We start from the raw sequence: 21,381 nt of genomic DNA, 5'->3' as shown, positions 1-21,381 counted from the left end.
GTCAGATCGGGGCCGCCGCCGAGGTGGCATATCCACGGACATGCCGACCGTCGATGACGAGGTCATGGTGGGCGAGATGAGCGAGCAGTCGAACGAGTTCGGCTCTCTCACGGGCTTTGATGCGCTCGTGCACGGTGTCCTCGGTGTCCTCATCGGTGATCGGCACGGCGTATTGGGTGATGATCGGTCCGGTGTCGACGCCGGCGTCGACGAGGTGGATGGTCCCACCGGTGATCCGGACACCGTGAGCCAGCGCGTCCCTGACTCCGTGGGCTCCTGGGAAGGCTGGCAGCAGGGCCGGATGCGTGTTGATGATGCGATTGTCGAAGGCGGCGATGAACGAGGCGCCGAGGATACGCATGAATCCGGCCGAGACGACCCAGTCGGGGCGGTGCTCGGCCACGATATCGCGGAGGCGGAGGTTCCAATCGTCACGGTCCGCGCAGTCCTTCGGGCTGAGCACGAAGGTGGGCACAGAGTGCGCGCGGGCCCTCTCGAGGACACCGGCGGACGGGGAGTCCGAGCCGATGGCTGCGATCTCGACTCCGTGGTCACCGGGGTCGCCGGGCCCTGACTCGGCAAACGCATCGAGGACTGCCTGCGTGAGGGTACCGGAGCCGGAGGCCAGAAGAACGATGCGCACCCGGCCATTCTAACGGCTGTCGCCCCCGTCGCTGCCCAGGCCCACCCGCCAAGGCATTTGTCAGTCGACTGTGAGAAACTAGCGGTGTGACGCCACCAAACAGCACCGAAGAGAAGAACGCGCCGACTCCGGACGAGGAGAAGCAGGCCGCACCCGCGCGGCATGGTCTCGTCCTGATCCTGCTGATCCTCGCATCGGTCCTGACGTTCACCTACCCGCTGCCGTTCAAACTCGCGGCCATCGCCTTCGCCATCGCCGCCGTCGTCTGGTCGATCCGCTACATCATCGCTGTGGTCAAGACGAAGCAGAAGCGCAACATGTCTCTGGGCATCCTCGGCGGTCTGCTGAGCATCTATCTCATCTTCTCGACGATGTCCTCGGTCGTTCTGTGGCCGGTTCAGACCAAGTACGAGGAATGTGTGCGCGATGCGATCACCCAGCAGGCGCAGCTCTCGTGCACGAGCGATTACCAGACCGGTCTCGGCGATTGGTTCAAGCAGATCACCGGTCAGGACCTCAACATTCCCGGCACGAACTGAGTCTGCGCGGACTCGCGCGAACTTCCAAGTGTTCTGATCGTCGAGGTCACCTGAATTTACGGGTGTTCTGATCGTCGGGCACCCTGAACTTCCGGGTATTCTACCGAGTCTCGTCCTCGGTCTCTTCGGCAAGGACTTCGTCGGCTTCGATCTCAGAGGCGGCAGGGTCGTCGATCGCGGCCGCATCGTCATCGGCGTCCTGATCTGCGGCATCCGAGTTCGCACCGTACTGCATGTGCGAGAGCTTCGTCAGAGCCAGTCCCCCGCACAGCCCCACACCGAACCACGCCGTGACACCGAGTCCGGCGGTCAGTGCCGAAGGCCCGAAGTCCGAGAGTCCGAGCGGACCCATGGCACCGCTGGAGAACAGGGCGAGGATCTCGAAGATGACGAAGCTGCAGGCCAGCGCGACTCCCAGTCCGGGCCATGAGGACTCCATCACGGCGCGGGCTCGTTCGCGGCCGAGTATCACGCTGAGCAGGCCCAGCAGGACGAGCAGCACGGGGGCCGCGGCGGTCCACGCCGGATACCCTTCGGTGAGCAGCTGCAGAACGGGCACATCAGGGACCGGGCCCGGGCTCGGATGGAAGACCGAGCTCGGCCCGTCCCCGCCGATCGCCACTCCTGTGCCGGCGACCCAGGACAGGGCCGAGAAGAGAGCTCCGGGAGCGAAGAGGACCTGGATGATGAGCAGGCCGATTCCCGCTGCTGCCGGGGAGCTGTAGCTCTGCAGCGTCTCCGCTGCATCGTCCCAGCGCAGAGCGAGACCCACGCCGATGATGACGACCGAGAGGATCAGCGAGCCCCAGAGGAGTCTGCGGCACAGTCGCACCCCGGTGTCCCAGGTGTCGGGGTCGATCACCCGCAGGCCGGGGATGTCCCAGACACCGCGCGCCCAGATGAATCCCACGGCGAGCGCAGAGACCGAGAAGAGGAGGAGTCGGAGGAATCCGAAGGGGGTCACGACGGCCTGCCCGAGCACCAGCGCCAGAACGAGAAGAGGCACCACATAGGCGAGGACGAATCCGCCGAAGGACAGTGCGATGGTCTTCCACCACTGCGCCGCATCGTCATCGATCTCCACCTGGTCGTCCCCGGAGACCGAGGTGACCAGACGCTTGGCACCGAAAGCGACCAAGAGCCACACACCGAAGGAGACGAGGCTCGGGGCCAGAGAGAAGTCGAATCCGATGGTCGATACGCTCAACCCGTGCACGACCGACCAGAGGGCGAAGGCCCATTCGGGAATGATCGAGTACGGCAGCTGCGAGCCGAGTCCGATGATCCAGAAGATCGTGGCGACGACGAAGGCTGAGGGCACGACGATGAGGTCGATCCTGAGAGCCTCCAGCAGTCCCAGCAGGACCGGGTGGCGAGTGGTGTGAGGATGTGGAGAAGTGTGCATCAGTACCATTTTCGCTGACGTCATGCTCGCTTCTCGGTATTGACCACGCGATTCCCACTCGCGGGAAGTACAATTGCGCCAGGACAGGCTTGCAAACACGAAGGATGAATCCAGCGATGAGCAACGGGAACGATCAGCCCAATTTCCCGCCACCTCCCAGCAACCCCCCGAGCAACGGCAACACGGGTACTGGTGCGGAGACCCCGGCGGATGACCACATTGAGGATTCGACCACGGCCGACACCACCGATGCCACGCAGGCGATGCCCGCTCCCTCCTTCGGTGAGGACGCACAGACATCCGGCGAAGATCAGCCCTCCGACCAGGCGGCTGACCAAGCATCTGACCAAGCGCAGACCTCTGACCAGGAACCCCAGGCACCGTCCTCCACGGACGCTCCGCAGGCCCCGTCCTACACGGACGGCCAGGCTCCCCCGCTGAACTCCGCGCAGAGCTCGGCTCCCTCCGAACCGAACGAAGCACCGCAGTACGGTCCCGGAGCCCAGCAGCCCGGTCAGTACTCGGGCGACCAGCAGGCCGGTGCGTACCAGCAGCCCGGCCAGTACCAGCCGAACCAGCAGCCGAATCAGCAGCAGGGAAATCAGTACCAGGACAACCAGTACCAGGGTGGTCAGTACCAGGGTGGTGCCCCCTACCCCGGTGGAGCCGGCTATCAGTCGGCGCAGTCCGCACCCGGCCAGGCAGGCTCCCAGCCGAACGGCCAGTACCCGACCGGCTCCGGCCCGGACGCCCAGCGCACCGGTTCCGGCCCCGGCGGTTCGCAGGCGATTCCGCAGCCCGCTCCGGCACCGGGATTCGCCGGCGCTCAGGCCGGCACCGCCACTCTCGCCGAGACCCGCCCGGAGCGCAAGAAGAGCCGACTTCCCCTGTTCATCGCTCTGGGCTCGGTTGCGCTCGTCATCGTCCTCGTGCTCGTCGGATTCCTCGTCGTGCACAATGTCAACAAGAACAACTACGGCCCGGATCAGGTCGCCGAGGACTATGTCTCGGCACTGAGCGAGGGCGATTTCGCTGCGGCGGAGAAGATCGCCCCGTCACCGCGACCCGAGGGCACCAACCTCGATCTGCTGTCGAAGAACTTCACCGATGCCTCCACGGCGAAGATCGAGAACGCGAAGGTCGATTCCTCCCAGGTCGACGGAGATAACGGCACGGTCGTCGTGTCCTACGATCTCGACGGCAGCACCTACAACGTCGAACTGACCGCGAAGAAGGACGGGAAGCAGGACCTGTTCTTCGACAAGTGGACACTGACCGGACCCGCTCTCAACGTCATCTCCCTCGACATTCCCGCCGCCGATGGACTCTCGGTCAACGGCGAGGACTACAAGGCCAAGGCGGGCACCACCTCGTTCGCGGTCTACCCGGGCAACTACGACTTCCAGATCCCGTCCAGCAAGTGGGTCAGCGAGGCCCAGGACACCGCGGCGGTCAACTTCCCACAGGCCTTCGCCCCCGGCAGCGAGCCGAACACCGATCAGGTGTCCCCGACCACTCTCAACCTCGACCTCTCCCCCACGGATGACTTCCAGAAGGAAGTTCAGAAGCAGGTCGAGGCCGAACTCAAGAAGTGCTTCGACAACAAGAGCATCGAACCGAAGTGCGACTTCATCAAGTTCGATCCGACCGAGATCCCGGTCGGCGGCAGCGACGACAAGCTCGATGATCTGGCCAAGAAGGACACCGCGAAGTGGAACATGAAGGACATGCCCAAGGTCAAGGCAGACTTCGGCTCCGGTGACACGAACACCGGGTCGTTCTTCACGGAGAAGCCGGGCAAGTTCGACTTCACCGTGCAGGGCAAGAAGGCCGGGTCTTCGTACTTCTCCAACGGCAACACCCTGTCGGTCTCCGGCAGCGTGAAGATCAACGGGGACAAGCTCGAGGTCGAGTTCTTCGACTTCTGATCGATCCCACGCAGAGGCGGGGCGAACCATTCGGTTCGCCCCGCCTTCTCTATTCCGTCCAGCCCCGCTCCGGCTGTGCTCTCAGCCCAGCTCCGCCCGCTTCGGCAGCTCGATGTCCGCCTCTGCTTCGAACCATGCACCGGCGGCCATGACGACCTCGTCGGCGAACCGGCGTCCGGAGATCTGCGCCCCGACCGTCCGTCCGTCGGCGGTGAAGCCGGCGAGCACGGTCGCCGCCGGCTGTTCGGACATGTTGTAGGGCATGGTGAAGCCGATATGCCCCATCGGTTCGTGGACCTGCGGAAAGGGCATCGGCTGCTCAGCGGGGAAGGCCCCATCCGGAGCGGTCGGCGAGATCACGAGATCGAAGCCAGCCGTGGCGGCCACGGTGCGCCGGCGGATCTCCTGCACACTGTTGTAGCACTCCATGAGTCGCAGGCCCGTGACATCGGCCCCGCCCTGCGCCCACGCCTGGATGTAGGGCAGGATGAGCGCCTGCTCCTCGACGGGCAGCGCCCGCAGATCGTTCCATGATCGGACCCGCCAGAACAGGTCCATGTCGGTGAGCAGGTCGTCATCGATGAAGGCCTCGACCGTCTCGACCTCGGCACCGGCCCGAGCGAAACGATCGGCCGCCTCGGCGATGATCCGCACGGTCTCCGAGGTGGCCGGAACGCCGCAGCCCGCGTCGAGCTGGAGTCCGATCCGCATCCCCCGTGGAGAGAACCCGGATGGACCCCCACCGGGCAGCGCACCCTGGTCATCGGTGGCGAAGCGCGGCAGGCGCGAAAAATCCCGGTCATCGGGGGCTGAGATGATGTCCATCGCGGCCTTGACGTCGGCCATGGTTCGCGCGAGCGGTCCGGCGCAGCGTCCCATGTACGGAGCGTCGAGGGGCACTCGGCCGAAGCTGGGTTTGAGTCCGGCCAGCCCCAGCCAGGTGCAGGGCAGTCTGATCGATCCGCCGATGTCGGAGCCGATGTGGATGGGCCCGTATCCGGCGGCGGCCGCGGCCCCAGCGCCGGCACTTGATCCCCCGGTCGTCAGGCTCGGATCCAGCGGTGAGCGGGTGATCCCGTGGAGGGAGGAGACCCCGGAGGAGAGCATCCCCCAGTCCGGCATGGTCGTGGATCCGAGGATCACGGCCCCGGCTTCCTCGAGTCGTTCGGTGATCGGCGCATCGTGGGTCGAGACCGGGACCTCGACCCAGGCGTGGCCGCTGGGCATGGGCACACCGCGACGGGCGATGTTCTCCTTGATCGTCACCGGGACGCCGTCGAGAGGACCGAGGGGTCGGCCTTCCCGCCAGCGTTCGGCACTGGCTTCGGCGGCGCTGCGGGAGCGTTCGTCGTCGCGGTGGTGGAGGGCGTTGATGACCGGTTCCCAGTCGTCCATCCTCTCCACGACTGCGGCGTGGACCTCGCGGGGGTCGACATCTCCGGTCGCGAATCCTGCGGTCAGTGCCGCCGCGGTGTGGTCGGCAAGGGTGTAGGTGCTCAAGTGCCGTCCTCTCTCTTCTGCATTCGTGTCGACGGGATCGCAGCGTGGTCAGGTTCGCGCTGCGAGTGCTCCCGCCAGGCTGGGGGTGGCTGCGATGAGTTTACGGGTGTAGTCCTCGCGGGGATCGGCGTAGATGTCTTCGGTCGCGCCGGCTTCGACGATTCCGCCGTCCTTCATCACGATGACCTCGGAGCACAGGTGACGGACGACGCCCAGGTCGTGGGAGACGAACAGCAGCGTCAGCGCGTAGTCGTCGACGAGATCGGTGAGCAGATTGAGTACCTGCGCACGGACGGAGACGTCAAGTGCGGACACGGGTTCATCGGCGACGAGGATGCGAGGGCGGGTGACCAGGGCGCGGGCGATGGAGATCCGCTGCCGCTGTCCTCCGGAGAACTGGTGCGGGTAGCGTCGCATCGATGAGGGGTCGAGGTCGACGGCTCGCAGCATCTCCTCGACCCGGCCGGTGCGTTCATCGCCGGGCACTCCCGCAGCGACGAGCGGCTCTGCCACGATGTCCTCCACCCGCATCCGCGGGTCGAGGGAGGCGAAGGGATCCTGGAAGACGATCTGGAGGTTCTCTCGCAGCCTCCGCAGCGCCGAGGTGCTCGCCGATTCGACGCGGATGTCCCCGACCCGCACGTGTCCGGAGGTGGGCCGGTCGAGTCCGGAGAGGATATTGAGCAGAGTCGATTTGCCCGATCCGGATTCGCCGACGATGCCCAGTCGGCTGCCCGCGGCGACGCTGACGTCGATGCCGCCCAGGGCCTGCACCGCCGCCCTGCGCCGGAGCAGCAGTCCCCGTGGGCGGAACAGCTTGGTCACCCCGGTGACCTCGATGAGCGCACCCTGTTCCGACGCCGAGGCAGTGCCCGACGACGGGGCGGTGCCCGACGACGGGGCGGTGCCCGACGCCGAGGTGGTGCCGGGGTGCACCCGGTCGACGACGTCTGCTGCGCCGTCCGAACGCACTGCCCCATCCGAGCGTCCTGCGCAGTCCGAGCGTCCTGCGCAGTCCGAGCGTCCTGCCCCATCCGAGCACACCGCCCCGTCGGCCGCTGCGAGCGCCGCCCTGCCCCGGGGCGCCGGCGCATCCCCCGGCCCGGAGTACCGCAGCGCCGTGCGCAGCGTGAACAGCTTCCCGTTCTCATCGGTGGCCTCGAGGTCGGAGGAGGCGAGGAGTCCGCGCGTGTACTCGTGCCGCGGGTTCGTGAAGATCTCCTCCACGCTGCCGGTCTCGACGATCCGGCCCGCGTTCATCACGATCACCCGGTCGCAGATTCCGGCGACCACCGCGAGGTCGTGAGTGATGAACAGGAGACCGGCCTCCACCGCATCCACACGTTCGGCGATGAGTTCGAGCATGTGCTTCTGCACGGTGACGTCGAGGGCCGTGGTCGGTTCGTCGCAGATGAGCAGCCGGGGCGAGTTCGCCAGGGCGATCGCGAGCATCACGCGCTGTCGCTGACCCCCGGAGAGCTGATGCGGGTAGGCGAAGCGGGCACCGTCGGGATCGGGCATGTGCACACTCGTCAGGAGGTCACGGACCCGCCGGGGAATCTCGGCACGGCTCGCACCGCCGTGGATGCGCAGCACCTCGGCGATCTGGTCACCGATGCGCATGAGCGGGTTGAGTGCGCTCATCGGCTCCTGGAACACCATCGACACGAGGTCCGAACGCATCCGGGCCAGCCGCGATTCCTTCGCCTCGAGGACGTTGCCCTCGAAGCCGGCGAGGCTGACGGTTCCACCGGCGTGCAGCTCCTCGGGCAGCAGACCCATGACGGAGGAGGCGGTCAGTGACTTCCCCGAACCGGATTCGCCGATCAGGCCAACCCGCTCCCCCGGCGCCAGCGACAGGGACACCTCGGAGAGCACCGGGGTCTGACTGCCCGCAGGGGTAATGCTCAGATCGCGGATCTCGAGCAGCTGCTCAGCCACGGCGGACCTCCATCTTCGGGTCGAAGCGGTCGCGCAGACCATCGCCGAGCAGGTTGAAGCCGAGCACGGCCAGGGCGATGAACAGTCCCGGCCACAACGCCAGCTCGGGGTGGGTGGAGAGGAACTGCTGGGACTCCTGCAGCATCCGCCCCCAGGAGGGGACGGGAGCCTGGGTGCCGAGTCCGAGGAAGGACAGCCCCGCCTCGGCGAGGACGGAGATCGCGAAGGCCACGGAGGCCTGGACGATGACCATGCCGGCGATGTTCGGCAGCACGTGGACGACGGCGATGGCGGGCGCGCTGCGGTTCGAGGCCTTCGCGGCGCGCACGTATTCGGAGCCGAGCACCTGCATGGTGCCCGAACGGGCGACGCGAGCGAAGCCGGGGATCGCGGCGATGCCGACGGCGACCATCGCCGGCCCGGTTCCGGGTTGGTAGACGGCGGCGAAGATGATCGCCAGCAGCAGCGCGGGGAAGGCCAGCAGGATGTCGTTGGCGCGCATGATCACCGCTCCCAGCCACACGCCCCACGGGTACTGGGCGACGACGGCGGCGATGATCCCGATCGGGGTGCCGATGAGCAGGGCGATGCCGACGGCGACGAGACCGACCATGAGCGTGATCCGGGCACCGTACATCACCCAGGTCAGGGTGTCGCGCCCGAACTTGTCCGTACCCAGCGGGTGTTCGAGGCTCGAGGACTGCAGTCGGGCGACGGGGTCGACGGCGCTGGGGTCGTAGGGGGTCCACACGAAGGAGACGAGCGCCAGAAGGACGATGAGGAGGACGAGGATCGCTCCGATGATCATCGACGCATTCGCTCGCAGTCCTCCCCCGCGGCGCCCGGTGGCAGGAGTCCTCGTGGTGCCGGCTGCGGGCATCCCATCGGCGCGGACGGCATCGCGGGGGTTCGTCTCCCCCGCCGAGGTGGGGCTCGGGTTCTCGTTCATGCGGCGTTCCGGATCCGGGGGTCGACTACGGGCACGAGGATGTCGACGATGAGGTTGATGATGAGCACGAGGAGGACGAGGACCATGACGATGCCCTGCACCGCGAGCAGGTCGCGGTTGGCCACGGCGCGGACGAGCTCAGAGCCGATGCCGGGGATGACGAAGATCTGTTCGATGATGACGGCGCCGACGAGCAGGGTCGCCAGCTGCACTCCCGCGACGGTGATGACCGGGATCGCGGCATTGCGCAGCCCGTGGGCGAACAGTGCCCTGGTCCTCGTCAGCCCCTTGGCTCGGGCGGTGCGGATATAGTCTTCGCGCATCACGTCGAGGACCGCGGAGCGCACGTAGCGGGTGAGGATCGCGGCCTGGACGAGGGCGAGGGAGACGACGGGCAGGACGAGCCGAGCGAGGAATCCGCCGAAGCCTTCGATCGGGGCCATCCAGCCCTGGGAGGGAAACCAGCCCAAGGTCAGGGAGAAGACGATGACGAGGATGACCGCGGCGAGGAAGTTCGGGACGGCGATGCCGATCTGACTGAGCGCGGAGATCGTCACCCCGATCCAGTTGCGCTGTTCGAGGGCGGCGAAGGTGCCCAGCGGCACGGCGATGACGATGGCCAGGGCGATCGCGGCGACGACGAGGATGCCCGTGACCTGGACGCTGCCTACGATCACCGGGGTGATGGCGGCACCGGTGACGTAGGAGGTGCCGAAGTCCCCGCCGAGCATCCCAGTCACCCAGCCCAGGTAGCGGGTGGCCGGAGGCTGGTCGAGGCCGTATTGGGCCTCGAGCGCGGCCACCGCCTCAGGGGTGGCGTTAGTGCCCAGGGCGACCTGCGCGGCGTTGCCGGGCAGGACGCTCATGAGTGCGAAGACCACCACCGAGGCGACGATGAGCGCGAGTGCGAACTGGAGCGCACGATTGGCCACATAGGTGAGCATGGGAGGCTGCGCTCAGTTCCAGCTGAGATCCGAGATCCGGAAGGCGTCGGAGACCCGGTTGGCGGGGATGCCCGCGACATCGGCCTTGGCGATGACGAGGTTCGGGAACAGGAACAGGAAGTCAGAGGCCGCGTCCTCGGTGATCGTCTTGGCGATCTCCTTCATCCCGGAGATGTACTCCTCCTCGGTGCCGGTGTCGGCCTTCTCCGCGACCTTCGCGGTCTTCGCATCGTCGTAGCCGATGTAGTAGTCCTTCGAGAAGACGGTGAGGATGTCGCGGGGTTCCGCGTGGTTGATCACCGACATGTCGAAGTCGTGTTCGGTGAAGGTCTTGTCCAACCACACCGCGGGGAACTCCTGGGTCTCGATCTTCGCAGTGAGTCCGACCTCCTCGAGCTGGGAGGACACGATCTCGGAGATCGCCTTCGCATAGGGCAGGTTGGGGACGGTGAAGGCGAATTCCTCCCCGTCGATGCCCGCCTCCTTGACGAGCTCCTTCGCCTTCTCCGGGTCGTAGTCCCACACCGAGGTGAGGTCTTCGTAGTAGGGATCGGTCGGCGGGACCATCGACCCGATGAGCTCCCCGTAGCCGGCCCAGGCGGTGTCGAGCACGGCCTTGCGGTCGATGGCGTGCATGACCGCTTCTCGGGCCGCCTTGTCCTTGAAGATGCCCTCGGCATTGTTCATCGACAGCACGACCTCGCCGTTCGTAGTCCCGGAGACGATCTGATAGTCGCTGCTCTGGAACTCTCCGGCGAGTTCGGGGGCCTGGAGGTTCGAGACCACGTCGATCTCACCGGACTTCAGCGCGTTCGAGGCGGAGACGGCATCCTTGAAGTATTTGAACTGGACGTTCTGGACTGCAGGCGCTTCGCCCCAGTAATCGTCTCTGGCGGTGAAGTCGATGGACTGGCCGCGGCTGAACTTCTCGATCTCGAAGGGTCCGGTGCCGATGGCCTCATTGGCCAGGTCGCCGGTGCCCTCGGTGTCGAAGACCGCGCCGACGAGGCTGGTGAGGTTGAACAGCCAGGTGTTCGAGGGCTTCTTCAGCGTGATCTCGACGGTGGCGTCATCGGGGGTGTCGATGGAGCCGACGATGTCCATCTTCGACTTCAGCGCGTTCTTCCAGTCCTTCTGCACCCGTTCGTAGGAGAACTTCACGTCCTCGCTGGTGAGATCGGCGCCGTTGGAGAATTTCACGCCTTCCTGCAGGTGGAAGGTGTAGGTCTTGCGGTCGTCGGAGACGTCCCAATCCTCGGCCAGCGCCGGTTGGATCCCGCCTTCGCCGTCGACGCGGACGAGCGATTCGTAGACGTTCTCCATCAGGGCTTCGGGAATCGCGACGCCCGAGGTGGAGGTGAAGTCGAGGTTGACGGGTTCGGCGGTGAACGCGATCGTCATCGAATCCTTCTTCGCAGCATCCTCACCGGAGTCCGAAGCCCCCGCCGAGCAGGCCGTCAGGAACAGGCTTGTGGCGGCTGCTGCCGCCACCCACGCCATGATGCGCGGAGTCTTCATCGCTCTCCTCGTTTCGCCGGTCCCGCAGCGGGGATCCTGAGCCCTCTGACCACGGTGAACGAGTTCGTCACCGGGCATGGTCAGAGTCTAACCGAAGATCTCAGCAGACGAGGCGGTCCTGTTCACATGGCGGCCGGAGGCGGCATCCCCTGCCCTGAGGCGGCGCCCCCTGCCCTGAGGCCCGGCTTCAGAGTCCCGACTGTTCGGCGAGGATCGCGGCGAGCTTGTCGAAGGCGACCCTGCGGTGGGAGCGGGAGTTCTTCTCCTCCGCGCTCATCTCGGCGGCGCTGAGCTCGGAGCCCTCGGGGACGAAGATCGGATCATAGCCGAATCCGTTCTCTCCGGCCGGGGCGGTGGCGAGGCGCCCGGGCATGACGCCCTCGGCGGTGAACTCGCGTCCGTCGGCGGTCACGGCGGCCGCGGCGCAGCGGAACTGGGCCCCACGGTGTTCGGCGGCGATGTCGGAGAGCTGCGCCAGGAGCAGGTCGAGGTTGGCTCGATCGTCGCCGTGCCGACCCGACCAGCGGGCAGAGAAGATGCCGGGAGCCCCGCCGAGCACGTCGACGGCGATACCCGAATCATCGGCGATGGCCGTGAGACCGGTTCCCGCGGCCGCGGCACGGGCCTTGATCAGGGCGTTCTCGGCGAAAGTCACTCCGGTCTCCGGAACGTCTCCGAGTCCCATCTCGCCGGCGGTCCTCACCTCGGTGCCTGCGCCGAGGGCGGGGGTCAGGATGGCGAGGAGTTCGCGCTTCTTCCCCTCGTTGTGGGTGGCGAGGACGAAGGCGGTCATCGGGCCAGGACCTCGGACTGGATGGCGGTGAGATCGGTGCAGCCCTTGGCCGCGAGGTCGAGCAGCGCGCCGAGTTCGTCCCGGTCGAAGGGTGCGCCTTCGGCGGTGCCCTGGACCTCGACGAACTTCCCGGAGCCGGTCATCACAACGTTCATATCGGTCTCGGCCGTCGAATCCTCGACATAGGGCAGGTCGAGGACCGGTTCGCCGCCCACGATGCCGACGCTGATCGCCGCGATCGAATCGGTGATCGGGTTGTGCGCGGCGGGGATGATGCCGGTCGAACGTCCCTTGTCGATGGCGTCGGCCAGCGCCACATAGGCCCCGGTGATCGAGGCGGTCCGAGTCCCGCCGTCGGCCTGGAGGACATCGCAGTCGAGGACGAGCGTGTTCTCTCCGAGCTTGTCGAGATCGATGATCGCACGCAGGCTGCGGCCGATGAGCCGGGAGATCTCGTGGGTGCGCCCACCGAGCTTGCCCTTGACGGACTCGCGGGTGTTGCGGGAGTCGGTGGCGCGCGGGAGCATCGCGTATTCGGCGGTCACCCAGCCGCGTCCCTGACCTTTGAGCCACCGGGGCACACCGGCGGTCAGTGAGGCCGCGCAGAGCACACGGGTGTTGCCGAACTCCACGAGCGCGGAGCCTTCGGCGGTGTTGATCCAGTTGCGGGTGATCGTCACTTCGCGGAGTTCATCGGCCTTGCGTCCATCTGCGCGCACTGTCTGCCTCTTTCGATTCTCGGTTGATTGGATTCGTGCCGGATCGTCTGACTCTGAGACTCCGGGCCCTGAGTCAGAGGGTCCAGCTGGCCCCGGGCTTGGCGAGCTCGATCGGTCCCCGGTATTCGCCGGCGGCCTCGCCGCGGACGATCGAGCAGTCGGTCCAGGACGGAATGTGGGTGAGCACGAGCGCTGCCGCCTCGGCGGTCTGGGCGACACGTCCGGCGCGTCGGCCGGTCAGGTGGATGCCGCGGGCGGTGTCGCGGTCCTCCTGGAAGGCGGCTTCGCAGAGGAACAGGTCGGCGCCCCGTGCGGCCTCGACGAGGTTCTCGCATTCGTCGCTGTCACCGGAATAGGTGATGACGTGGCCCTGGACGTCGGTGATGCGCAGTGCATAGGCCTCGACGGGGTGGTCGACGAGGAAGCTCTCGACCCGCAGACTGCCGATCTGGTGGCTGTCCCCGTGGTCGATGTCGAAGAATTCGAAGGCATGGGACAGGTCCGAGTCGTCGCCGCCGTTGGCGACCGGGGACTTGCCCGGGTCCGTGTAGTAGGCCCGGGTCAGTCTCTCCTGCGCGCCGGCCGGTGCGTAGACGGGGGTGCGGGTGCGGATCGTCCCGGTGTCGGTGATGTCTCCGTTGAAGAATCTCGGGTCGAAGCAGCGCTTGACGTAGAGACCGGTCATGTCCATGCAGTGATCGGGATGGAGGTGGCTGAGCACGACCGCGTCCAGCGCATCCGTGTCGATGACGGCCTGGAGCGGGCTGAGCGCGCCCGACCCGAGGTCGAGAACGATGCGGGTCGGCGATTCCTCGTCGGTTTCGATGAGGTAGCAGCTGGCGGCGGAGTTCGGTCCGGGAAAGGATCCGGAGGTGCCGATGGCGGTGAGCTTCATCGTTCCTCCCCGTCCTGCATTCCCTCGAGCAGGGTCGTCGTCAGTCGATCCTGGATCCAGGTCAAGAAGTCGTAGAGGGTCAGGGTCAGCTCTTCGGACTCCCCGAGGTCCGCCCGGTTGGCGTACATCGCCTCCTGCGTCTCTTCGGTGTCGATGCCGAGGCGGACGGCGAGGACGAGACGCAGATCGTTGAGGCCCTTCATCCAGGCGAGCACTTCATCGCGGCTGAGGGTGATCGACTCGCCTCGGCCCAGACCTGTCATCACGATGCGCACATTGTGGGCCTTGGCCTGTTTGAGGTCGAACTCGGTGAGCCGTCGGAACTCCTCGGAGCGTTCGGCGTCCTCAGGGTCGACATCGGGGAACAGCCGCAGCAGGGCCGGGTCCTCGGGGCGCGGACGCTCGACGAGGCCGAGCCGCGCCTCCCAGTTCTCCGAGTCGGGACGGTCGTCGCCCTCGGTGCCCTCCTGTCCTTCGGAGAGCAGTGCCGCGAGGTCGGAGAAGACGGTGAGCATGAGGGAACGTTCGTTGTCCTCGAGCTTGAGGACGACATCGTCCCCTCGAGCGTCAATGGCTGCCATGTGTCAGTCGGATCCTGTTTCGGGTTGGCACGCGGCCCACAGACCGAACTCGTGCATCGCTTGGGTGTCGCGCTCCATGGCTTCGCGCCCTCCCGTGGCGACCACGGACCGGCCCTTCTCGTGGACTTCGAGCATGAGCGCGTGGGACTTCTCGGTGGAGTACCCGAAGTAGCTCTGGAATACGTAGCTGACATAGCTCATGAGATTGACCGGGTCGTTGAAGACTACGGTCTTCCAGGGCTTGGCCAGATCCTCCGCAGGCCGGACGTCGACCTCCGGCTCCAGAACTGGTGTCGTTGGATTGCTCACCTTTCCAGCTTACGGCAGAACACAGACGCTGTCGTGACGTAAGATCGCGCCTATGAGTGATCTCACACGCGCTGATTCGACTGCCTTCTTCACCGATCAGTACGAATTGACAATGGTGCAGGCCGCCTTGGAATCGGGCGCCGCTCACCGCAGGAGCCTGTTCGAAGTCTTCGGTCGCAGCCTGCCCGCCGGTCGCCGCTACGGAGTCGTCGCCGGCACCGGTCGGATCCTCGAGATGATCAGGGACTTCCGCTTCGACGATGCGGAGCTGTCCTACCTCAGCCGGGAGCAGATCGTCGATGCGCGGACCATCGACTGGCTCGCGAACTACTCGTTCTCGGGCACCATCCGCGGATATGCCGAGGGCGAGATCTACTTCCCGGGTTCCCCGCTGCTCACGATCGAGGCGAACTTCGCCGAGGGCGTCATCCTCGAAACGCTCATCCTCTCAGCGATGAACTACGACTGCGCGGTCGCCTCGGCGGCCTCTCGCATGGCGCAGGCGGCCGGCGACCGGCCCTGCGCGGAGATGGGCGGGCGACGGACGAACGAGCACGCCGCCGTCGCGGCGGCGCGGGCCGCTGTGATCGGCGGTTTCGCCTCCACCTCGAATCTCGCAGCGGGACTCAAGTACGGGCTGCGCACGATAGGCACCTCCGCCCATTCCTTCACCCTCCTCCATGACTCGGAGCGGGAGGCCTTCGCCGCGCAGCTGAAGTCACTCGGCACCGACACCACCCTTCTGCTCGACACCTACGACGTCGAGGAGGCGCTGGCGACCGCTATCGATCTCGCCGGCAATCGGCTGGGCGGGGTGCGCATCGACTCGGGCGACCTCGTCGAACAGGCCAGTGAGGTCCGAGCCGGCCTCGACCGCCTCGGCGCCCATGACACCACCATCACCGTGACCAGCGATCTCGACGAATACGCGATCGCGGCGCTGGCAGCCTCCCCCGTCGACTCCTATGGGGTCGGCACCCGCGTGGTCACGGGTTCGGGTGCCCCGGCGGCGGGGCTGGTGTACAAACTGGTCGCCCGCGCCGACGAAGCGGGAACGTGGACCGCGGTGGCGAAGAATTCGACGGGCAAGCCCTCCCGCGGCGGGCACAAGGACGCTCTGCGGATCATCGATGGGGCCATCGCCGTCGAAGAGGCCGTCGGAATTCCCACCCTGCCCGACGATCTCGGTGACGGTCGCGCCCTGAGCGTCGACCTCGTCGTCAACGGGGAGATCGACGACTCGTTCATCGGACCCGACGGCGTGACGAAGGCGTGTGCCAGGCACGATGAGTCCCTGGCCGAGTTGCCGCGATCGGCGCGGCGGCTGCAGGACGGGGAACCGGCGATTCCGACCGTGTTCTACCAGGGCTGAGGGCTCTTCCCGCGGCTGACACTGCCCGGGACGGAGAACTCCGGCGCCCGGCTCTCACTTCTTGCCGACGAACCAGCCCTGCAGCTTGGCGATCCTCGCCTGGATCTGTTCCCGGGTGGCTTGGGCGACGGCCGGACCGCCGCAGGCTTTGCGGAGTTCGACGTGGACGGTCTTGTGCGGCGTACCCGTCCGCCTCGACCAGGCCCCGACGAGGCTCTGGAGCTGATTGCGCTCCTCCTTCATCGCCCGGTGGTCGAGTTCGCTCGTCTCGACTTCGGGCGCCGGCGGTGCCGCTGCGGTCTTCCGCTGGGCCTGCCTGGCCTGCTGGGTACGCAGGAGTTCGTGGACCTGGTCGGGTTCGAGCAGGCCGGGGATGCCGATGAAGTCGAGTTCGTCTTCGGAGCCGATCGCTCCGCCGGTGCCGAATTCGCCGCCGTCGAAGAGCACCCGGTCGAACAGGGCTTCGGCGCCGAGGGCTTCGAAGGAGCCGAGCTGGTCAGCCGAGGCGCCTTCGCTCCGGTTGGCCTGCTCCATGGCCTGTTCGTCGAAGACGACGACATCGTTCTCGTCCTCGTTCTTCGGGCGGTCGAGCGCGTGGTCGCGTTCGACCTCCATCGTGTTGGCCAGGGCCAGCAGGATCGGCACGGAGGGCAGGAACACCGAGGCGGTCTCTCCGCGTTTGCGGGCACGGACGAAACGTCCGATGGCCTGGGCGAAGAACAGCGGGGTCGACGAGGAGGTCGCGTAGACCCCAACGCACAGTCGGGGCACGTCGACGCCTTCGGAGACCATCCGGACGGCGACCATCCACCGGTCGGTCGAGTTCTGGAACTTCTCGATCCGCTCGGAGGCACCGACTTCGTCGGAGAGTACGACGGTCGGCTTCTCGCCGGTGATCTCGTGCAGGCGCTTCGCGTAGGCGCGGGCGGACTCCTGATCGGTGGCGATGACGAGTCCGCCGGCGTCATTAACGGTGCGTCGCACCTCGGTCAGCCGGAGGTCCGCGGCCTTGAGCACGGCGGGGATCCAGTCGCCCTTCGGGTCGAGGGCGGTCCGCCATGCCTGGGCGTTGATGTCCTTCGTCGTCTCCTCGCCGAGGACGTGGGACATCTCGTCACCGGCCTTCGTCCGCCAGGACATGGCGCCGGCGTAGGCGAGGAAGAGCACGGGGCGGACGACGGAGTCCTTCAGGGCTCGTCCGTATCCATAGGAGTAGTCCGCCACCGAGGTGCGGATCCCGTTCTCGTCCGGCGCATAGGTGACGAACGGGATCGGCGAGGTGTCCGAGCGGAACGGCGTACCGGTCAGGGAGAGTCGGCGAACGGCCGGGCCGAAGGCCTCCCGTACGGCGTCGCCCCAGGACAGGGCGTCGCCGCCGTGATGGACCTCATCGAGGATGACGAGGGTGCGACCGGCCGCGGTGCGATTGTGGTGGAGGACGGGTTTGGCCGCCACCTGGGCATAGGTCAGGGCGACGCCGTGGAACCCGGGGGCGTGCTTGCCCTGTGAGTTCTTGAAGTGCGGATCGAGTCTGATGCCGACGCGGGCAGCCGAGTCGGCCCACTGCACCTTGAGGTGTTCGGTGGGGGCGACCACGGTGATTCTGTTGACGACCCGCTGTGCCAGAAGTTCGGCCGCGAGGCGGAGCGCGAAGGTGGTCTTTCCCGCTCCGGGGGTCGCCACTGCGAGGAAGTCCTTCGGCTGCTGCTCAAAGTACAGATCGAGAGCCTCAGCCTGCCACGCACGCAGCTTTCCGGCCGTTCCCCACGCCGCACGTTCGGGGAAAGCCGGTGGAAGCTGTTCAGCAGCGGAGGTCCCTGGGAGACGTTCCGCGGACATCTACTCCTTGGGTCCTTCAGACATCGAGGCGTAGATCTCTTTGCACTTCGGGCAGATCGGGAACCGCTCCGGATCGCGGGTGGGCACCCAGACCTTCCCGCACAGGGCGATGAGTGGAGTCCCTGTCACCATGGACTCCATGATCTTGTCCTTCGGCGCATAGTGGCTGAAGCGTTCATGGTCTCCGGGTTCGACAAGCTGCTCGGACTGCTCGCGTTCGATCGTTGCTGAACCGCCTGAAGCTGGATAGGTCATGGCTCCATTGTAGTTGCCTAGAATGAGTGTCATGGACCGAACTCACGAGGATTCCCTCACAGAGCGCTATCGCGAGCTCAGCGACGACATCGCAGCCGCCGTGGCGGTGGTGTCGGCGAAGCGCGGCAGCGCCCTGCATGCGATCACAGTCGACTCGTTCCTCGATGTCTCCTATGATCCCCCGACCATGGCGGTGAGCATCTACAGCGGTTCGCGGATGATGGAGACCCTGGAGACGAGCGAATATTTCGCGATTTCGCTGCTGAATTCCTCCCAACGGGACATCTCTGAGCGCCTGGGCGCGCCGGGCCAGCCCCTCTACGGCTCGCTCAAGGGCATCGACACCTTTCCCGCGCCGCAGGCCGGGCAGCCGGTGCTCGCCGAGGCGATCGCCTGGTTCGAGCTGCGCACCACCGAGGTGCTCGAGGTGGCCACCCACAACCTCGTGGTCGGCGAAGTCATCTCCCAGGGTGCCGGTGAGAGGGCGGGGACGAGCCGACCGCTGCTGCGCTGGCGCAAGGGATACGGCACGATCGGTCCGCGCTGATTCCACAGTGCGAGGACTCGACAGTGCGCGGACTCGACTGCGCGGCTGACTCGACTGCGCGCTGACTCGACAGTGAATGAGTTAGTGAATGAGTTAGTGAATGAGTTCAGGGCCCACCGCTCTGATCTGCGCATCCCGGAGGATGCTGCGGATCAGGCGATGGACCCTGAATCTGATCGAACCTGAATCAACCCGTCTTGAACCTGAGTCTGACTGAACCTGAATCTGCTGGATTCTGATTCAATCAGCGGTGCGCAGGCTCACACGACGCCCTGGGCCAGCATGGCCTCGGAGACGCGGATGAAGCCTGCGATGTTCGCTCCGGCCACGTAGTCGCCGGGCGAGCCGAACTCATCGGCTGCGGCCGCGCAGCTGTCGTGGACATCGCCCATGATCTCGGCGAGGCGGGCTTCGGTGAAGTCGAAGTCCCAGGAGTCGCGACTGGCGTTCTGCTGCATCTCGAGAGCACTGGTGGCCACTCCCCCGGCGTTGGCGGCCTTGCCCGGGGCGAAGAGGACGCCGGCGTCGGAGAAGATCTTCACGGCCTCCGGAGTGCAGGGCATGTTCGCACCCTCAGCCAGCGCGATGACTCCGTTGGACACGAGAGCCTTCGCGGAGTCGCCGTCGAGTTCGTTCTGGGTCGCACAGGGCAGCGCCACATCGACCTCGACGCTCCAGACGTTTCCGCCCTCGTGGTACGAGGCGCGTCCTCCGCGCTGTGCGACGTACTCGGAGATCCGCCCGCGCTCTTCGAACTTGATGCGCTTGACGATCTCGGTGTCGATGCCGTCGGGATCGTGGATGTATCCGGAGGAATCGGACAGGGTGATGACCGTGCCGCCGAATGCCTCGACCTTCTCAGCTGCGAAGACAGCGACGTTTCCGGATCCGGAGATGGACACGGTGCGTCCGTCAAGGTTCTTCTTCGCCGCGGCCAGCATGTCCTTGAGGAAGTAGACCACACCGTAGCCGGTGGCTTCGGTGCGGACCATCGAACCGCCGTAAGATAGACCCTTTCCGGTCAGCACTCCGGCTTCGTAGGAGTTCGTCAGTCTCTTGTACTGGCCGAACAGGTAGCCGATCTCGCGTCCGCCGACACCGATGTCGCCAGCGGGGACGTCGCGGTACTCGCCGATGTGTCGGTAGAGTTCGGTCATGAATGACTGGCAGAAGCGCATGACTTCCTGATCGCTGCGGCCCTTCGGATCGAAGTCGGAGCCGCCCTTGCCGCCGCCGATGGGCAGGCCGGTGATCGCGTTCTTGAAGATCTGCTCGAAGCCGAGGAACTTCACGATGCCGAGGTTGACCGAGGGGTGGAAGCGCAGACCGCCCTTATAGGGTCCGAGTGCGGAGTTGAATTGCACGCGGAAGGCACGGTTAATCTGGACGACGCCGGCGTCATCGATCCAGGGGACCCGGAAGATGATCTGCCGTTCCGGTTCGCACAGGCGCTCGAAAGCGGAGAGCTCCAGATACTCGGGGTGCTTGTCGACGACGGGACCCAAGGAGTGAAGAACTTCCTGTACCGCTTGGTGAAACTCCGACTCTCCGGGATTGCGATGGAGAACGGTGTCGAAGATTGGCTGCAGTGAAGGATGTAAGCTCATGCACACGAAAATACCCGATGTTGAAACTATGAGATGCAACGACCGGATAATGGACGTGTGGTGGTCATTGACGGATACAGGGCGACTTGCAGAAATCGCTATCCGTGCCGCTGCGAAGCGTCATCGTCTAATATCGGGCCATGGATCTCCATGAAATCTGGCCGCCGTTCGCCCTGACCATCCGCTCGGGCGACATCGAACTGTCCCCGATCAGAGAATCCGACTATCCGGAGCTGGCTGAGATCGCGCGAGGCGGGGTCCGCCGAGACGGAGTGCAAGCATTCCTCGTCGACTGGGATACCGGGAACGATGTCTCGATTGCCCGGTCCATCGCCCAGTACCAATGGTCGACGCGTGCCAAATTCACACCTGAGGACTGGACCGTCGAATTCGCTGTCAGGGCCTCCGGACGGGTCGTCGGGGTGCAAGGGGTAAGCGCGAAGGATTACCTCAAGACGCGCACAGTGACCACCGGATCTTGGCTGGCCCGACAGGAACAGGGGCACGGCATCGGGACGAGGATGAGGGCCGCGGTGGTCCGAGCCTTCGCTGAGGAATTCTCGGCCGCACGATTCGAGACTGCCTATTTCGACGGGAATGAGGCCAGTCGTCGTGTATCCGAGAAGCTCGGCTACGCCCCCAACGGTGGGCACAGAGCCGTCGCCCAGGACGGCCGGGCCCGCACGGAGCATGGCATGGTCCTCGACGCTGCCGCTCTCACGGAGGACGAAGATAAGATATCCGTCGAAGGCGCCGAGGTGTTCCGTCGTTTCATCGGGCTCACCGAGTCGTGAGCAGCGGCGAGAACCGCCCTCACTGCGATTGTTTGGCCATCTTCGAGCAGAGTCGGGCCTGATTCTGCTCGGAGTTAGGCGAACAATCGGTGCAGGCAAGGCCATCGACGGGAAACGACCTGTGAATGCAAGAAAGGGAGGGTGCCTCGCAACCAAATGCGAGACACCCTCCCCATCAAAAAATATTGCGGCAGTCACCTACTCTCCCACAACCACCAAGTTGCAGTACCATCAGCATGAAATGGGCTTAGCTACCGGGATCGGAACGGTTAACCGGGCGTTTCCCCACCACTATCACCACCG

General features: G+C 65.9%; 20 protein-coding genes and 1 rRNA gene. 5 read left to right on the top strand and 16 right to left on the bottom strand.

Going from position 1 to position 21,381, the window contains the following annotated elements; all coding sequences use genetic code 11:
• Position 1: 1 nt before the first annotated feature.
• A complete protein-coding gene (gene purN / locus CV023_RS00105) occupies positions 2 to 643 on the bottom strand; it encodes a phosphoribosylglycinamide formyltransferase (RefSeq protein ID WP_230743434.1) in 642 nt (213 codons plus the stop codon).
• A gap of 86 nt (positions 644 to 729) precedes the next feature.
• Between purN and CV023_RS00100 the strand changes: the two genes are divergently transcribed.
• Complete coding sequence (locus CV023_RS00100) at positions 730 to 1,182, top strand: hypothetical protein (RefSeq protein WP_230743433.1); 453 nt, start codon at positions 730 to 732, stop codon at positions 1,180 to 1,182.
• A gap of 100 nt (positions 1,183 to 1,282) precedes the next feature.
• Here CV023_RS00100 and CV023_RS00095 read toward each other — a convergent pair whose 3' ends face one another.
• Complete coding sequence (locus tag CV023_RS00095; protein ID WP_230743432.1) at positions 1,283 to 2,587, bottom strand: cell division protein PerM; 1,305 nt, start codon at positions 2,585 to 2,587, stop codon at positions 1,283 to 1,285.
• A gap of 116 nt (positions 2,588 to 2,703) precedes the next feature.
• On the opposite strand from CV023_RS00095, the gene CV023_RS00090 reads away from it, so the two are divergent.
• The gene (locus CV023_RS00090; protein ID WP_230743431.1) at positions 2,704 to 4,515 is read left to right on the top strand and encodes a hypothetical protein; all 1,812 of its coding nucleotides are present in this window, start codon (positions 2,704 to 2,706) and stop codon (positions 4,513 to 4,515) included.
• Positions 4,516 to 4,596: 81 nt separating this feature from the next.
• Here CV023_RS00090 and CV023_RS00085 read toward each other — a convergent pair whose 3' ends face one another.
• The 10 genes from CV023_RS00085 to clpS all read right to left on the bottom strand — a co-directional run bounded on the left by CV023_RS00085 (position 4,597) and on the right by clpS (position 14,664).
• Complete coding sequence (locus CV023_RS00085; RefSeq protein WP_230743430.1) at positions 4,597 to 6,015, bottom strand: amidase; 1,419 nt, start codon at positions 6,013 to 6,015, stop codon at positions 4,597 to 4,599.
• Positions 6,016 to 6,063: 48 nt separating this feature from the next.
• On the bottom strand, positions 6,064 to 7,956 hold the full coding sequence (locus tag CV023_RS00080; protein ID WP_230743429.1) for a dipeptide ABC transporter ATP-binding protein: 1,893 nt from the start codon (positions 7,954 to 7,956) through the stop codon (positions 6,064 to 6,066).
• A complete protein-coding gene (locus tag CV023_RS00075) occupies positions 7,949 to 8,905 on the bottom strand; it encodes an ABC transporter permease (protein ID WP_230743428.1) in 957 nt (318 codons plus the stop codon). Before CV023_RS00075 ends, CV023_RS00080 begins: the two co-directional genes overlap by 8 nt.
• Positions 8,902 to 9,849, bottom strand: coding sequence for an ABC transporter permease (locus CV023_RS00070; RefSeq protein WP_230743427.1), 948 nt, complete (start codon positions 9,847 to 9,849; stop codon positions 8,902 to 8,904). The genes CV023_RS00075 and CV023_RS00070 overlap by 4 nt, the downstream gene beginning before the upstream one ends.
• A 12-nt stretch (positions 9,850 to 9,861) precedes the next feature.
• Positions 9,862 to 11,367: an ABC transporter substrate-binding protein gene (locus CV023_RS00065; protein ID WP_230743426.1), complete on the bottom strand. Its 1,506-nt coding sequence runs from the start codon at positions 11,365 to 11,367 to the stop codon at positions 9,862 to 9,864.
• Between the two features lie 187 nt (positions 11,368 to 11,554).
• The gene (gene rdgB / locus CV023_RS00060; RefSeq protein ID WP_230743425.1) at positions 11,555 to 12,160 is read right to left on the bottom strand and encodes an RdgB/HAM1 family non-canonical purine NTP pyrophosphatase; all 606 of its coding nucleotides are present in this window, start codon (positions 12,158 to 12,160) and stop codon (positions 11,555 to 11,557) included.
• Complete coding sequence (gene rph / locus CV023_RS00055; RefSeq protein WP_230743424.1) at positions 12,157 to 12,879, bottom strand: ribonuclease PH; 723 nt, start codon at positions 12,877 to 12,879, stop codon at positions 12,157 to 12,159. Before rph ends, rdgB begins: the two co-directional genes overlap by 4 nt.
• 73 nt (positions 12,880 to 12,952) lie before the next feature.
• A complete protein-coding gene (locus CV023_RS00050) occupies positions 12,953 to 13,774 on the bottom strand; it encodes an MBL fold metallo-hydrolase (RefSeq protein WP_230743423.1) in 822 nt (273 codons plus the stop codon).
• Positions 13,771 to 14,355, bottom strand: coding sequence for a DUF2017 family protein (locus CV023_RS00045; RefSeq protein ID WP_230743422.1), 585 nt, complete (start codon positions 14,353 to 14,355; stop codon positions 13,771 to 13,773). Before CV023_RS00045 ends, CV023_RS00050 begins: the two co-directional genes overlap by 4 nt.
• 3 nt (positions 14,356 to 14,358) lie before the next feature.
• Positions 14,359 to 14,664, bottom strand: coding sequence for an ATP-dependent Clp protease adapter ClpS (clpS, locus tag CV023_RS00040; RefSeq protein ID WP_230743421.1), 306 nt, complete (start codon positions 14,662 to 14,664; stop codon positions 14,359 to 14,361).
• 52 nt (positions 14,665 to 14,716) lie between these two features.
• On the opposite strand from clpS, the gene CV023_RS00035 reads away from it, so the two are divergent.
• Positions 14,717 to 16,036 carry a nicotinate phosphoribosyltransferase gene (locus CV023_RS00035; RefSeq protein ID WP_230743420.1) on the top strand — a complete coding sequence of 440 codons (1,320 nt, stop codon included), beginning with the start codon at positions 14,717 to 14,719 and terminating at the stop codon, positions 16,034 to 16,036.
• Between the two features lie 54 nt (positions 16,037 to 16,090).
• On the opposite strand, the gene CV023_RS00030 is transcribed toward CV023_RS00035, so the two are convergent.
• Positions 16,091 to 17,875, bottom strand: a complete 1,785-nt coding sequence (locus CV023_RS00030) for a DEAD/DEAH box helicase (protein WP_230743419.1) — start codon at positions 17,873 to 17,875, stop codon at positions 16,091 to 16,093.
• Positions 17,876 to 18,130: a DUF3039 domain-containing protein gene (locus tag CV023_RS00025; protein WP_230743418.1), complete on the bottom strand. Its 255-nt coding sequence runs from the start codon at positions 18,128 to 18,130 to the stop codon at positions 17,876 to 17,878.
• Positions 18,131 to 18,161: 31 nt separating this feature from the next.
• Here CV023_RS00025 and CV023_RS00020 point away from each other — a divergent pair, with 31 nt between their 5' ends.
• Positions 18,162 to 18,677 (top strand): flavin reductase family protein, encoded by a 516-nt coding sequence (locus CV023_RS00020; RefSeq protein ID WP_230743417.1) that lies wholly within the window; start codon positions 18,162 to 18,164, stop codon positions 18,675 to 18,677.
• 260 nt (positions 18,678 to 18,937) lie between these two features.
• Here CV023_RS00020 and gdhA read toward each other — a convergent pair whose 3' ends face one another.
• Positions 18,938 to 20,284, bottom strand: coding sequence for an NADP-specific glutamate dehydrogenase (gdhA, locus tag CV023_RS00015; protein WP_230743416.1), 1,347 nt, complete (start codon positions 20,282 to 20,284; stop codon positions 18,938 to 18,940).
• A gap of 140 nt (positions 20,285 to 20,424) precedes the next feature.
• On the opposite strand from gdhA, the gene CV023_RS00010 reads away from it, so the two are divergent.
• Positions 20,425 to 21,078, top strand: coding sequence for a GNAT family N-acetyltransferase (locus CV023_RS00010; RefSeq protein WP_230743415.1), 654 nt, complete (start codon positions 20,425 to 20,427; stop codon positions 21,076 to 21,078).
• 185 nt (positions 21,079 to 21,263) lie between these two features.
• Here the strand turns inward: CV023_RS00010 and rrf are convergent.
• Positions 21,264 to 21,381: ribosomal RNA gene (gene rrf, locus CV023_RS00005) — 5S ribosomal RNA — on the bottom strand; the annotation flags it as partial.

The sequence above is a fragment of the Brevibacterium sp. CCUG 69071 genome (assembly GCF_021023135.1).
GTDB lineage: Bacteria > Actinomycetota > Actinomycetes > Actinomycetales > Brevibacteriaceae > Brevibacterium.
The sequence above is the reverse complement of the archived record's forward strand: the minus strand, read 5'-3'. Positions and strand labels throughout refer to the sequence as shown.